Annotated in this window: 15 protein-coding genes; 5 read left to right on the top strand and 10 right to left on the bottom strand. The window is 30.3% G+C overall.

Annotated features, from left to right (window positions below; all coding sequences use genetic code 11):
* Positions 1-181: 181 nt before the first annotated feature.
* Positions 182-742, bottom strand: a complete 561-nt coding sequence (locus Q4Q34_RS00940) for a thioredoxin family protein (RefSeq protein WP_303317414.1) — start codon at positions 740-742, stop codon at positions 182-184.
* A 283-nt stretch (positions 743-1,025) separates the two neighbouring features.
* Here Q4Q34_RS00940 and Q4Q34_RS00935 point away from each other — a divergent pair, with 283 nt between their 5' ends.
* Entirely contained in the window at positions 1,026-1,361 is a 336-nt protein-coding gene (locus Q4Q34_RS00935) for a tRNA-binding protein (RefSeq protein WP_303317415.1), read from the top strand.
* 106 nt (positions 1,362-1,467) lie between these two features.
* Here Q4Q34_RS00935 and Q4Q34_RS00930 read toward each other — a convergent pair whose 3' ends face one another.
* Positions 1,468-1,866, bottom strand: a complete 399-nt coding sequence (locus Q4Q34_RS00930) for a PUR family DNA/RNA-binding protein (RefSeq protein WP_303317416.1) — start codon at positions 1,864-1,866, stop codon at positions 1,468-1,470.
* A 166-nt stretch (positions 1,867-2,032) separates the two neighbouring features.
* The gene (locus tag Q4Q34_RS00925; RefSeq protein WP_303317417.1) at positions 2,033-3,790 is read right to left on the bottom strand and encodes an ABC transporter ATP-binding protein; all 1,758 of its coding nucleotides are present in this window, start codon (positions 3,788-3,790) and stop codon (positions 2,033-2,035) included.
* 207 nt (positions 3,791-3,997) lie between these two features.
* Here Q4Q34_RS00925 and nusB point away from each other — a divergent pair, with 207 nt between their 5' ends.
* From nusB to yajC, 3 genes are all read left to right on the top strand, one after another.
* Positions 3,998-4,942, top strand: coding sequence for a transcription antitermination factor NusB (nusB, locus tag Q4Q34_RS00920; RefSeq protein WP_303317418.1), 945 nt, complete (start codon positions 3,998-4,000; stop codon positions 4,940-4,942).
* An 87-nt stretch (positions 4,943-5,029) separates the two neighbouring features.
* Entirely contained in the window at positions 5,030-5,521 is a 492-nt protein-coding gene (locus Q4Q34_RS00915) for a DUF1573 domain-containing protein (protein ID WP_303317419.1), read from the top strand.
* 1 nt (position 5,522) lies between these two features.
* Positions 5,523-5,819, top strand: coding sequence for a preprotein translocase subunit YajC (yajC, locus tag Q4Q34_RS00910; RefSeq protein WP_303317420.1), 297 nt, complete (start codon positions 5,523-5,525; stop codon positions 5,817-5,819).
* 78 nt (positions 5,820-5,897) lie between these two features.
* On the opposite strand, the gene Q4Q34_RS00905 is transcribed toward yajC, so the two are convergent.
* Positions 5,898-6,836 (bottom strand): LysR substrate-binding domain-containing protein, encoded by a 939-nt coding sequence (locus Q4Q34_RS00905; RefSeq protein WP_303317421.1) that lies wholly within the window; start codon positions 6,834-6,836, stop codon positions 5,898-5,900.
* Positions 6,837-6,941: 105 nt separating this feature from the next.
* Here Q4Q34_RS00905 and Q4Q34_RS00900 point away from each other — a divergent pair, with 105 nt between their 5' ends.
* Positions 6,942-7,421, top strand: a complete 480-nt coding sequence (locus Q4Q34_RS00900; RefSeq protein ID WP_303317422.1) for a Dps family protein — start codon at positions 6,942-6,944, stop codon at positions 7,419-7,421.
* A 270-nt stretch (positions 7,422-7,691) separates the two neighbouring features.
* Here Q4Q34_RS00900 and Q4Q34_RS00895 read toward each other — a convergent pair whose 3' ends face one another.
* From Q4Q34_RS00895 to Q4Q34_RS00870, 6 genes are all read right to left on the bottom strand, one after another.
* Positions 7,692-9,023: a DUF58 domain-containing protein gene (locus Q4Q34_RS00895; protein ID WP_303317423.1), complete on the bottom strand. Its 1,332-nt coding sequence runs from the start codon at positions 9,021-9,023 to the stop codon at positions 7,692-7,694.
* Positions 9,024-9,106: 83 nt separating this feature from the next.
* Entirely contained in the window at positions 9,107-9,472 is a 366-nt protein-coding gene (locus Q4Q34_RS00890) for a DUF805 domain-containing protein (protein WP_303317424.1), read from the bottom strand.
* Positions 9,473-9,574: 102 nt separating this feature from the next.
* Positions 9,575-10,642: an AAA family ATPase gene (locus tag Q4Q34_RS00885; protein ID WP_303317425.1), complete on the bottom strand. Its 1,068-nt coding sequence runs from the start codon at positions 10,640-10,642 to the stop codon at positions 9,575-9,577.
* Between the two features lie 2 nt (positions 10,643-10,644).
* On the bottom strand, positions 10,645-11,853 hold the full coding sequence (locus Q4Q34_RS00880; protein ID WP_303317426.1) for a DUF4350 domain-containing protein: 1,209 nt from the start codon (positions 11,851-11,853) through the stop codon (positions 10,645-10,647).
* Entirely contained in the window at positions 11,853-12,581 is a 729-nt protein-coding gene (locus tag Q4Q34_RS00875; protein WP_303317427.1) for a hypothetical protein, read from the bottom strand. The genes Q4Q34_RS00880 and Q4Q34_RS00875 overlap by 1 nt, the downstream gene beginning before the upstream one ends.
* The gene (locus Q4Q34_RS00870) at positions 12,578-13,567 is read right to left on the bottom strand and encodes a stage II sporulation protein M (RefSeq protein ID WP_303317428.1); all 990 of its coding nucleotides are present in this window, start codon (positions 13,565-13,567) and stop codon (positions 12,578-12,580) included. The genes Q4Q34_RS00875 and Q4Q34_RS00870 overlap by 4 nt, the downstream gene beginning before the upstream one ends.
* Between the last annotated feature and the right edge of the window lie 10 nt (positions 13,568-13,577).

Below are 13,577 nucleotides of genomic sequence, written 5' to 3'. Positions count from 1 at the left end.
TTTTCCTGAATATTAGTCGGTTGTAAGTAATAATTGTGATTACTTATGTCGAACTCACGTTAAATAACAGAATTTCGGTTTTTTGATCCAAAGGTCAAAGCCTGTACTCAACTTGATTGGGATGTAACAAGCAAAATACTCTTAAAGCTTGCCATATGAATAATTCGTTTTGAGAAATTCTTTATTTATTTTTCCATTTAATATTACAGCCAATACTAGGTTTTTGTTGTGTCGTATTATTCTTGTTTTCAATTAAACAATCTAAAGCGTGTCTTAAATCTTTACCAGTAATAGGTATATCATTTCCTGGGCGCGAGTCATCCAGTTGTCCTCTATACGTTAGTTTAAGGTCAGCATCAAACACATAAAAATCGGGAGTACATGCTGCGTCATAGGCCTTTGCGATATCTTGTGTTTCATCGTATAAATATGGAAACGGGTAGTTCTCATTTTTAGCATGAATAGTCATGTTTTCAGGACTATCCTGTGGGTAATTAAGAACATCGTTACTGGAAATAGCTATAAAGCTAATCCCCTTTTTAGAGTATGAATTTGCAATGGCAACCATTTCTGGATTGACATGAATAACAAAAGGGCAATGATTACATATAAACATAATTACAGTAGCCTGACGTCCTTTTAACTGATTAAGTGATAAGTTATTTCCAGATACAGTATCAAATAGATTAAAATCTGGAGCCTGAGTTCCTAAAGGAAGCATATTAGATGGAGTTCTAGCCATGATAATTTAAGTTTTCTCAAAGTTCGTTATTTTTTTCTATTTCATTCATCGAACTCATCTTGACTTTTTGTTTTTAACCGAAAATGAGATAAAATTTGTTCAGATGCGGCATTTTTTGCAAGGCATAGCAGTGCTAAGCGTAAAAAAAGTAACAAAATATGGGCGAATTTTAGCCATTTTTTAGGAAATAGAAAAAGTTAAGATGAGTTCATCTAAAAAAAATATTATTCCAATTTGTTGTTGGCCATTTTAAAGTTCATTTGGTAATTTGTATTTTTAAAAAATGAATGACATTATAACTTTTGAAGATTTTACTAAAGTAGATTTACGAATAGGAACCATTATTGAAGTTGATGACTTTCCTGAAGCAAGAAACCCCGCATACCAACTTACTATAGACTTTGGAGATTTAGGGATTAAAAAATCATCTGCACAAATTACAGCACTTTATAAAAAAGAAGACTTGTTACAAAGACAAATAGTGGCTGTTGTAAATTTTCCTAAAAAACAAATCGCTAAATTTATGAGTGAGTGTTTAGTACTAGGGGCAGTAAATGGAAAAGATGTTATACTTTTAAATCCAGAAAATCAAGTTAAAAATGGAACACAAGTAGCTTAATTAACTTGTTGTGTCGTCCATAAGGAATCTACAGTTATTTAAAAATCAAACAAAAACCGCTACGAAATATCATAGCGGTCTTTTCAAATAGTTAGTTTAGTTTAGTTTAAATGTCATCAAAATCTACATCAGTAAAATTTTCAGTAGATTTATGTGATGAATTTTCGTTTGTTGATGTTGCTTCTGTATTTTCAACCTCATAATTCTTTTTAAAGTCTTTTTGATGACGTTCACTAATAACTTCATCGCCTTTCTTTTCTATAATATAATCAGTCATTTCAGCTAATATATCCTTAAATTCAGAAAAATCTTCTTTATAAATATATATTTTGTGCTTTTTGTAATGAAACGACCCATCATCGTTTGTGAACTTTTTACTCTCAGTAATAGTTAGGTAGTAATCATCTGCCTTAGTGGCTCTTACATCAAAGAAGTAGGTGCGTCTTCCTGCTCTTAATACTTTCGAAAAAATCTCTTCTCTCTCCATCATATCATTATTGTTCATAGTGTATAGAAATTTATTTAAATTATCGTTAATTGGTTATCAAAAATCTAAAAAAAACAGATACTAACCAACAAATTATGAAGTTTCTTTTTTTAATCTTGTCTTTTATTGCATTAAATTGAAAAATAATGACGCTTTATTTGACTGGATTTAAGTAAGTTTAAAATTAATTTGAAGTCGTTTCACTTAATTGTTTTAAATATAGATGTTTATAGTATCCATCTATATTTATAAGCGTTTCATGTGTGCCTTCCTGTACAATTTTACCATCATCCAATACAATAATTTTATCAGCATTTTTAGCAGAAGACACTCTATGACTTACAATAATTGTTGTTTTTCCTTTTGATATTTTATTGAGGTTTTTCAATATTTTTTCTTCGGTTTCGGTATCTACAGCAGATAAACAATCATCAAAAAGTAATATTTTAGGCGATTTTATAATAGCTCTGGCAATGGATACACGTTGCTTTTGTCCACCAGAAAGCGTGATGCCTCGTTCTCCTAGTACGGTATCATAACCATTATTAAACTTAACAATATTTTTATGTACTTGAGCATTTTTTGCAGCATTAATAACATCATCGTCAGTCGCATCTTCTTTTCCAAACTTGATATTATTCTTTATAGAATCTGAAAATAAGAAGGCATCCTGTGGTACATAGCCAATATGATCCCTTAAATTATTTAAATTAAGATTTTTAATTTTTGTTTTATTTATAATAATATCACCTTCATCTATATCATATAGCCTACCTATTAAATCTAAAATAGTAGATTTTCCAGACCCTGTTTTGCCTATAATGGCTAGGGTTTCACCAGATTTTATATTAAAACTAATACCTTTTAAGGCTTGAATATTTGTATCATCGTAAGTAAAAGACACCTTACTAAAACTAATATCACCAGTAATTTCTGTATTGGTATTTATGGTGTTTTTAATTTCTGGTTCAATCTTTAAAAACTCATTAATTCGCTTTTGCGATGCAGCAGCTTGTTGTACAATAGAAGTAACCCAGCCAACCGTTGCCACTGGCCACGTAAGCATATTTACATAAATAATAAATTCTGCTATGGTTCCTATACTTTCAATTTCACCATTAATATATTGCATCCCACCAATATAAATTACAAGTAAATTACTTGTACCAATAAGTAAAATCATCATTGGGAAAAACCAAGCTTGTACTTTTGCTAAACTGATTTGTTTTTCTCTGCTTTCAAAAGCTAGCGATTTAAAATTTGTTGACGTTTGTGGCTCAATACCATAGGCTTTAATCACAGAAATACCACTAAAAGACTCCTGAGTGAATGTAGAAAGTTTAGATAGGTATTCTTGAACTATAGTACTACGTTTATGTATTTCTTTGCTTAACTTATATATAATAACAGAAAGAATAGGTAATGGCAGAACGGTGTATAGTGTTAATTTTGGCGATGCATTAATCATATATATAATCACAACAACAAACAGAGCAAACGTATTGATACTATACATAATAGCTGGACCAGCATACATACGAACTCTACCAACATCTTCGGTAATACGGTTCATTAAATCTCCAGTTCTATTCTTTTTATAAAAATTTAAAGAGAGTTTTTGATATTGATCATAAATCTCATTCTTTAAATCAAACTCTATGTAACGTGATACATTAATAATGGTTTGGCGCATAAAAAAGGTAAGAATACCACCTATTATAGCAGCCCCAACAATATAAAGGATAGCTTCTAATAACTCTGCTTTAAAAACGGCTTCGGTAATGACTCCTTTTAAAGCGTTTTCAACCACAATAAAAATCTGTTTTACATAGCGTGGCGTGAAGAGTAGAAAAATTCTAGCTACAACAGTAATTACCATACCTATTAAAAGGTGTGTTTTGTATTTTAAGAAGTATTTATTTAGATGTTGTAATTCTTTCATTTAGCTTGAAGCAATGGGAGAGCAAATATAATGTATTAATGATAATAAAAGGGATGTATTTGCAATAGGTAATTGTTAAATATAGTTTAAAATATTATTCTAATAATTAAAACAAAATATATAATTACTTTTCAAAATAGTATTACTTTTGCAGCGGAAAAAACAGTGAAACACTTTCATATTTTTTAATTTAAGTTCTTTGTAATTATGCTAAATAGAAGACATATTCGTGTAAAAGTAATGCAAACCCTTTATGCTTTTAAAGGAAGTGAAAGTGATGATTTTTCAAAAGATCAGAAATTCTTGCTATTTAGTATAGATAATATGTACAACTTGTACCTCTTATTAATCTCGTTATTGCTAGAAGTTCAAAAAAGAGCAGAAGACGATTTACAAAAAAAACAAAAAAAACATTTAGCAACCAAGGAAGATAAAGACCCTAACAAGAAGTTTGTAAATAATGAATTGCTTAATCTTTTAATTGATAATTTACAGTTAAATGATCAATTAGGAGCTCACAAAATAAATAACTGGGAATTAGATGGGGAGTATGTAGATGTTATTTTTAAAGCAATTATTAAAAGTGATTTGTATAAAGATTATATGAAAACAAGGGTATCTGACTTCAAAGAGGATAAAGATTTTATTGTTGATGTGTTTAAAGATATCATTGCTCCTAACGAGAAACTTTATGAATATTTAGAAGATAAAAACTTAACCTGGTTAGATGATCTTCCAACGGTAAATACTACCATTTTAAAACTATTACGAAAAGTTAAAATAACTTCACCAGAAAATTATTTTACTCCCAAATTATATAAAGATTCTGATGACCAGAAGTTTGCAGTCGATTTATTTAAGAAAACACTTTTAAATAGATCGTTATTAAATAAAGAGATTGAATCAAAAACTAAAAATTGGGATTCAGATCGTATTGCTAGTGTGGATTATGTATTGTTACAAATGGCTATTAGTGAATTGAATAACTTTCCATCAATCCCTGTCAAAGTAACTATTAATGAATATTTAGAAATTGCTAAAGAGTATTCAACACCAAAAAGTAGCATATTTATAAACGGTATTTTAGATAAATTGGTTAAAGAATATGATGCAGCGGGGAAATTAAATAAGATAGGTAGAGGATTACTTTAATTCTGTTATCTGTTAAGAAGTTAATAAAAGTTTTTAATAGATTAAATAATTACTATTTTTACGTCGAGAATGACAAAAAATTTAACAATGAAAAAAATAATATTAGGATTAAGCACATTATGCTTAATTGCGTTTACTTCTTGTAAAGAAAATGCTGCTAAGAAAATTGATGAGAAAAATGTAGCAGAAGCTGCGGTTAGAGATGCAAGTGCCTCTAAATTTCCAGTAATTGAGTTTGAAGAAAAAGAACATGATTTTGGAGAAATTGAAGCTAAAACTAAAGTATCAACAGTTTTTAAGTATAAAAATTCAGGAAATGCTCCTTTAGTTATTACTGATATCAAGAGTACTTGTGGTTGTACAGTGCCTCAAGATTGGAGTAGAGAGCCATTACAACCAGGAGAATCAGGTCAATTTTCTGTTCAATTTAATGGAAGCGGATCTAACAAGGTATCTAAAACAATAACCGTTACAGCAAACACAGAAAAGGGGGCAGAAACTGTAAAAATAACAGCTTTTGTAAAACCAGACCCAAATGCAGCTAAAAAGCCTGTAACACCAACAATTCAAGCAAAATAAGATGGGAGAAGGAATCGGGCAATTTATGCCATTTATACTAATGTTTGTAGTCGTATATTTCTTTATGATTGCACCACAAATGAAACGTGCAAAAAAAGAGAAGAAATTCGCTGCAGAATTAAAAAAAGGAGATAAAGTAATTACCAAAAGTGGATTGCATGGTAAGATTTTAGAACTAAACGATAAAGACGGAAGTTGTGTCATAGAAACGATGTCTGGAAAAGTTAAGTATGAGCGTTCTGCTATTTCTATGGAAATGAGCTTAAAATTAAATGCGCCAGCACCAGCAAAAAAATAAATACATTTTTTAATGTAAATAAAAAGAGCTTCCATTATTTTGGAAGCTCTTTTTAGTTTATTTATTTTAAAGAAACTGCTATTTGGGTAATGGACTAATAATTTTTACGTTTTGAAATGCAATAGCACCTCTAATTACACCGGATATTACATCTTGTAATGCTTCAATAATCTGCATTTTTAATTCGCTTTTATGATAAATAATACTGACCTCTCTAGCAGGAGAAGGTTCATTAAAATGATGTAAGTTTTCTTTTTCTTTATTGTTAATATCTAAAGTATGTAAATATGGTAAGAGTGTCATACCTAATCCTTCATTTGAAAGTTTTATAAGGGTTTCTATACTACCACTTTCTAGCTGAAATTTATCATTTGTTTGAGTTTTAAATGCCTTACAAAGGTTAATAACACCATCTCTAAAGCAATGCCCATCTTCAAGTAAAAGCATGTCATCAATATCTAATTCAGAAACATCTATTTTTTTGTGCTCATGTAGTCTGTGATTGCTGGGAATATACCCAACGAATGGTTCAAAATAAAGCACTCGCTCTTTTATGTTTTCATCCTCAAGTGGTGTAGCTGCTATAGCAGCATCTAAATGTCCATCGTTAATTCTAGAAATTATTTCCTCTGTTGTTAATTCTTCGATTTTTAGTTTAACTTTTGGGTGTTTTTTTATGAAATTATTTAAAAACATAGGCAGTAGTGTTGGCATTATGGTTGGTATAATACCAAGTTTGAACTCACCACCAATGAACCCTTTTTGTTGATCTACAATATCCTGAATTCTATAAGATTCGTTTACGATGTTTCTGGCTTGAGTTACAATTTTTTTACCAACATCAGTTAACTCAATAGGCTTTTTAGTACGGTCGAAAATCTGTACATCTAATTGGTCTTCAAGTTTTTGAATTTGCATACTTAGCGTTGGTTGCGTGACAAAACATTTTTCCGCAGCTTTTGTGAAATTCTGGTTTTCTGCAACAGCTAGAACATAATATAATTGGGTAATAGTCATAATAATCAATTTAGGCTATAAAAATATAAAAACTATCAATAAAATTTATAGAAACGACTGTTAATTATAAATTAAATTTGTAGTAAATATAAAATAGATATCAATATGACATTAAATAGTTTAGGATTAGACTCCAAAAAAACCAAAGATTTAGCAGGAGATTTGAACCATTTACTGGCTAATTTTCAAATATATTATCAGAATTTAAGAGGTATTCACTGGAATATAAGAGGGAAGCGTTTTTTCGATTTGCATGTAAAATTCGAAGAGTTATATACAGATGCAAATACAAAAGTAGATTTAATTGCTGAAAGAATCCTGACATTAGGGGTAACACCATTACATACATTCGAAGAGTATATAGAAAATAATAAAGTACCAGTTGGTAAAAATATTTCTCAAGATGATAAGGCTGTACGTTTGATTGTAGAGTCATTAACAGTGCTTTTAAAAATTGAAAGACTAATTTTAGATAAATCTGATGAAGCGAACGATGAAGGTACCAATTCTATGATGAGTGATTTCATTACAGAGCAGGAAAAGACAGTTTGGATGATGAAGGCTTGGTTGAACGAAGTGGTTTAGGGTTTCGTACCATAGTATGAAAAAGGCCTAAATAGTTACCTAGTGTTGACGTTTTTAAAAGACACGAATTGCACAAATTTACACGAATTAATTGGCTAACAATAGATTTAAACTTGTAAAAGCACATGTATAATTCATGTTTATATTGCTTATGTACATTTTAAGCGCAAGACAATATATTCGTGTAAATTTGTGCAATTCGTGTCTAATTCTATTGTTTAATATATGTACCGATATTTTGTATGAACACGGTAGTTGAATGGTCATATTTTAAAGTAACCCTCGAGCTTTTATTTCCAGATATTTATTAATGGTATCTATGGTAAGATTTTCAGGTGTTGTTAAAATAGAATGGATGCCATACTTTTTTAATTCATTTACAATAAGACGTTTTTCAAATGCAAATTTTTCAGCAATGACTTTATCGTAAACCTGTTGTATAGTTTCGGCATTTTCATTAATCAAATTAGTAAGTTCGGTATTTTTAAAGAAAATAACCACTAGAAAATGACTTTTAGAAATGGCTTTTAAATAAGGTAACTGTCTATTTAAGCCGTCAAGAGTCTCAAAATTTGTATACATTAAAATAAGGCTTCTATGAGTAATGTGGCGTTTAATACTACCATATAACCTGCTAAAATCACTTTCAAAAAAATCGGTCTTAACATTATAAAGGGATTCTAAAATAAGTTGCATTTGCGAGCTTCTTCTTTCTGCAACAACAACATTATCTATGTTTTTGGAAAATGAAAACATACCAGCCTTATCGTGTTTTTTTAAAACAACATTACTAATTACAAGGGCAGCATTAATAGCATAATCTAAAAGGCTTAAATTGTTAAAAGGCATTTTCATAATACGACCTTTGTCAATAATAGAGTAGACAGGTTGCGATTTTTCGTCTTGAAACTGATTGACCATCAATTGGTTTTTCTTAGCTGTTGCTTTCCAGTTTATAGTACGTAAATCATCACCTAAAACATAATCTTTAATTTGCTCAAACTCCATAGAATGCCCTAGACGTCTTACTTTTTTAAGCCCATATTCTAACGAATTTTTATTAATATTTAAAAGCTCAAACTTTTTTAATTGTTTAAAACTAGGGTAGGTTGGTACCATAGCGCCTTCACTAAAAGTAAAACGTTTAGCAACTAAATTTATAACAGAAGAAGCATATACGTTTAAAGAACCAAAATGATATTCGCCACGCTCAGTTGGTTTTAAATTATATTGAATTAGTCTTGTTTTACGTGGGGGAATAGATTCCTTAATTTTAAAATCTCTAACTTGAAATTGTTCAGGAATTTCATCAATAACTTCTAAATAAACCGAAATAGAGTAGTTGTTTCTTATGTCTAATGTTATCCGATTATTATCCCCATTTGAAAATTTATCAGGAACAATTCTAGTTGCTTCAAGTTTGTTTTTTCCAACAAAGATGATCAAGAAATCTAAAAAGAATAAGAGCACCAGTACCAATATTGAAAGTTGGGCTATGTTGAATAATAACGGAATGAAATAACTTAAAGCAAACAATACCACAATGCCAATACCGGCGTAAAAGAAGCGGGGTTGTATATAGAATGGTTTAAATAATTTCAAATTTGTTAAAAGTTAAAAGTTAAAAGTTAAAAGTTAAAAGTATTATGTGATTTCTCTTTTTGTTTGAAATGATATATACATCATTAATTAGTCATTTCAATTTGTTTTCCGATGTCATTTATATTATCGTGATTTCCTTTTCCCTTTGGGTTGTCACCATATTTGTTTGGACCATAATCGCTATCAGCAAATAGCATCCATAGCACATAAAAAGGAATGATTTGATACCAACCACTATTTCCCCTGTCATGACAACGTTTTGCTGCTTGAGCCCATAAAAACCATAGCATCGGTATTAAAACAATAAGTATAATTATAATACCGATGTTACCCTCTAATGTTTCAGCGATGCCATTGACTATAGCGGCAAATATTGAATAAATAATGTAACTTATTCCAAATTCTGTTCTTCTGATCCTGCCCTTAAATGAAAATATATTTTTGAACATAATAATTTGTTTTTTGTTAAAATGAGATTCTTCACTTCGTTCTGAATGACATTGTTTTTTATTTTGAACACTGAACACTGAACACTGAACACTGTCAACTAATCAACGAGGTATCTCAACAGTTTCAATGATTTGCTTTATAATTTGTTTACTAGAAACACCTTCCATTTCGCGCTCTGGTGTTACAATAACTCTATGGTGCAATACCGGAATAGCAGCACGTTTTATATCCTCAGGAGTTACAAAGTCACGTCCAGACATAGCTGCAAATGCTTTACTGGATTTTAATATCGCAATGGATGCCCTTGGTGATGCTCCTAAATATAAAAATTGATTGCTACGTGTAGCAACAATAAGTTCTGCAATGTATTTTAGTAAATGTTTTTCTACTACAATCTGACTTACCAAATTCTGATATTTTACAATTTGATCTCCAGTAAGAAATGATGTAACAACGTCTGTTTTAGACTTATCTTTTAATTCGTGTTCTCTGGAAAGTATTTCTATTTCCTCATCTAAATTAGGATAGTTCACATCAATTTTAAACAAAAATCGGTCTAGTTGTGCTTCTGGTAATCTATATGTTCCTTCTTGCTCTACGGGATTTTGGGTTGCAAGAACAATAAAAGGGGCATCTAGTTTAAATTTATTACCATCAATAGTAATTTGCTGTTCTTCCATAACTTCAAATAAAGCCGCTTGTGTTTTGGCAGGAGCTCTATTGATCTCGTCAATAAGAATCATATTCGAAAAAATAGGACCTTTTTTAAATTCGAATTCCGATTTTTTCAAATTAAAAACCGAAGTCCCTAAAATATCGCTAGGCATTAAATCTGGCGTGAATTGAATACGGCTAAAACCAACGCTTAAAGATTTTGCCAAGAGTTTGGCTGTAACTGTTTTCGCAACACCAGGAACCCCTTCTATAAGGGAATGCCCTTTAGCTAAAAGCGATGCAATAAGCATGTCTACCATATCTTTTTGACCAACAATAATTTTACCAACTTCTTGTTTTATTTTATTGACACTTTGTTGAAGTTCGGATAAATCCAAACGATTTTGAAATTGTAAATTATTGGTGTCATCCAAGGCACTGCTATCAATTGATGATATGGTGTCTGATTTTGGTAAAAAATCTTGGTGGTCTTGAGATTCTCTATTTTCGTCCATAATTATATAGTATAAAAAGCTTCAATGAGCTTATTTAATTTGATTAGGTTGTCTTCAAAAAAATCATCTTTAGATCTTAGTGAATTAATGTAGTTGATTAATTTTTTAACATCATCTTTTTTCTTGCCGGTTTTTGCCGCCAGCTTTACTATAAATTCATCATTTAAAGTAGATGTGTCTAAATTATAATCCGTTCTTATTTTTTCTAAAAAGTACGTTATTTTTTTATCAATTAAGTTTTTATGATCTTGAGTATCAAAATATAAATTAGATACGGTTTTAACAAAAGCTATGGTGGTATTTTGTAATGGTTTTATAATTTTTATAATCCGCTGCCTACGTTTGGCGTTAAAGATCATAAATAAAATACCAAAAATTAAGGCAGTATACCAAGCCCATCTAAATGATAACTGTTCCAAAAACCAGCTTAAATTAGATTCTTTTTCAACCTCACCATCATAACCTGTCTGTATTTTTGCATACGAATCAAAATACACATTATTCTCTGGTAAATAAGAGATTAAGCCTTCGACATATTTGTACCTGTCTTCCTTTAAAATGTTATAATTTGTAAAAGCTTTTGGTTCCAGGTGTAAGTATATATTCCCATCTCCGAAAGGAACCTGAATAAAATTGGCATGTTTGTAATCAATTTTAGAATATCCGAGTACATTGAAATTTATGGAATCGAAGCGAGAAAAGTAGTAATCCCCTGCATTTTTATCTATAATGGTATTTTCAATACCTATATATTTTAGAGATTGATGTGAAATACTATCTTTCTTTTCATTTAAAATATAATCAACATCAATATCTAAGGTGTCATGAATTTTTTGAGAAAAATAATAATCGGAGATAAACAATGTGTTACCAGCATCAACAAAATTTAATAATTCATCAACAGAATCATCTTCTAAATAATCAGAATTCCCAATAATTATATAACTTCCTTCTGCGACATGCTCTCCATAACCACTTTCAGAATTAGCACTTAAATAACTGCTTGGTTGATGGAACACTGTTCTAATTTTAAAATCTTTAAAAAGATTAGATAACTCTTTATAAAATATGCTAACACCGTAAGGTTCATTACTTTTTTCGTTAAAAGACTCTTCCCAATTAACGGTTTTAGTTCTCTTAACACCAATTACTACAGCCGCTGTAACCATCAGGGCTACAATTATGACGAGTATAGGTAAAATTTTCTTCATTATTTTACCATGTTTAAGAGGGTTGAAAAATTACTTTTGGCCTTGTTGTACTGCTCTATATCTAATGAGAACTTACCATACCAGATATAGTTATATAAATAAGACGTATAGGCGAATTTGTCGCTAAAAGGCTTTTCGCTTATTTCGTTTAAATATTCACTATTAGTTTTATCGTCTTCAAATTTTATATGATTTTTTAAGCTAAGTGTTTTTAAGACTAATAAATAATAATACCTAATAGCTAGTCTATAATTATTATCGTTTTCAGCATTTTTTATGAGCGCATGTATGTCTGCATGTTCAATGTTTTCTGCCGTTATCTCGTCATAATTGTTAAGAGGTTTATTTTTTCTTGAAGAAAATAAACCAGAACCACCTTCATTTAATAATATATAAACCAGATAAACAACTGCTATGCCTATGGCTAGATAAAATAACCAACCAAAAGGTCCAAGATTTATAGTTATATCCTCTTCATTATTCTTTTCTCGTTGCCTTACCTTTCCGTTTTTGTAATCTTCATATTTACCAGAACCCGCTTCAGTTTCACGTACTATCTTTCTTCCATCATAATTGTATTTATCACTAGAATACCTGTCTTTAAAATCTTCGTCAAAATGTCTTATTTGTTCAGGCTCTTGTAATGTATTAGAGCTAAAAGCAGTTTGATAACCACAAACAACAATAACAGATAAAAAAAAGATAATATGTAATCGATTGGATTTCAATTAAGAATGGGGCTTATGGTTTGGGGTTGGGTAATTTGCTTCTGAATTTTAAAAGGGTAAATTAAATAGTAATAACTAATAATACTTAGTGTTATTAAAATGATGCCAGTAGATAACCAATTAGGCATAATATTAGAATATCGTGTAATGAAACCTTCCAGAAATCCAGCAGAAAAGGTAAATGGAAAGGTGCTTATTAAAATTTTAATACCAGTTTTTGCGCCTTGTTTAAATGATGTATATCTGGAATGTGTTGCAGGAAATAAAATACTGGCTCCTAGAATAAGACCAGCAGCAGCTTCAATAACTATAGCGAAAATTTCCATGGCACCATGTATCCATATACCACGAACACTTTCCCATAAAACACCTTTTTCGTAAAAGAAATATTGAAACGACCCCAGCATAATGCAATTTTTAAACATGATGTAGAGTGTACCTATTCCTAAAAAAACACCTAAAACAAAAGCAATAATACCAACTCGAAGATTGTTTATGGTAATCCCTATAAAACTTCCCCAATTGCTACCACTTTTATAAACGGCTACGGGATCTCCGGCTTCAATATTTTCAATGGACATATCTACATAGTTATCTCCTAATACAGAACGTACAAATTCTCCATCATTGGCAGCAGAAATAACACCAATAAAGGTAAAGGCAAAAAAGACGATAAACGCGATGTAAATAAACTTTCGGTATTGATAACAAATGAGAGGGACTTCGGTTTTCCAAAACCCAATAATTCTGTTTGTGTCTTCTCGTTTGGTTTTGTAAATTTTTTGAAATGCTTTAGCAGCCAACTGATTAAGGTAAATAATAACCTTACTCTTAGGATAATAAGTTTGTGCGTAAGCTAAATCATTTATTAAATGAATGTACTGTGAGGCAAGCTCGTCGGGATTTTCAAAGTCATTATTAAAGACGGCCCTTTCAAAACTTAACCATTTTTCCTTATTTTGTTTAATAAATGAAACTTCCCTCATATATTTGATA

Source organism: Flavivirga abyssicola, assembly GCF_030540775.2.
Lineage (GTDB): Bacteria > Bacteroidota > Bacteroidia > Flavobacteriales > Flavobacteriaceae > Flavivirga > Flavivirga abyssicola.
This window is presented reverse-complemented; position numbering and strand designations above follow the sequence as displayed.

Coding starts and splice junctions, on each gene's coding strand:
- Q4Q34_RS00915 (WP_303317419.1), top strand. CDS start 5,030: ATGAAAAAAATAATATTAGGATTAAGCACATTATGCTTAATTGCGTTT.
- Q4Q34_RS00880 (WP_303317426.1), bottom strand. CDS start 11,853: ATGAAGAAAATTTTACCTATACTCGTCATAATTGTAGCCCTGATGGTT.
- Q4Q34_RS00890 (WP_303317424.1), bottom strand. CDS start 9,472: ATGTTCAAAAATATATTTTCATTTAAGGGCAGGATCAGAAGAACAGAA.
- Q4Q34_RS00925 (WP_303317417.1), bottom strand. CDS start 3,790: ATGAAAGAATTACAACATCTAAATAAATACTTCTTAAAATACAAAACA.
- yajC (WP_303317420.1), top strand. CDS start 5,523: ATGGGAGAAGGAATCGGGCAATTTATGCCATTTATACTAATGTTTGTA.
- Q4Q34_RS00900 (WP_303317422.1), top strand. CDS start 6,942: ATGACATTAAATAGTTTAGGATTAGACTCCAAAAAAACCAAAGATTTA.
- Q4Q34_RS00940 (WP_303317414.1), bottom strand. CDS start 742: ATGGCTAGAACTCCATCTAATATGCTTCCTTTAGGAACTCAGGCTCCA.
- Q4Q34_RS00870 (WP_303317428.1), bottom strand. CDS start 13,567: ATGAGGGAAGTTTCATTTATTAAACAAAATAAGGAAAAATGGTTAAGT.
- nusB (WP_303317418.1), top strand. CDS start 3,998: ATGCTAAATAGAAGACATATTCGTGTAAAAGTAATGCAAACCCTTTAT.
- Q4Q34_RS00930 (WP_303317416.1), bottom strand. CDS start 1,866: ATGAACAATAATGATATGATGGAGAGAGAAGAGATTTTTTCGAAAGTA.
- Q4Q34_RS00905 (WP_303317421.1), bottom strand. CDS start 6,836: ATGACTATTACCCAATTATATTATGTTCTAGCTGTTGCAGAAAACCAG.
- Q4Q34_RS00885 (WP_303317425.1), bottom strand. CDS start 10,642: ATGGACGAAAATAGAGAATCTCAAGACCACCAAGATTTTTTACCAAAA.
- Q4Q34_RS00935 (WP_303317415.1), top strand. CDS start 1,026: ATGAATGACATTATAACTTTTGAAGATTTTACTAAAGTAGATTTACGA.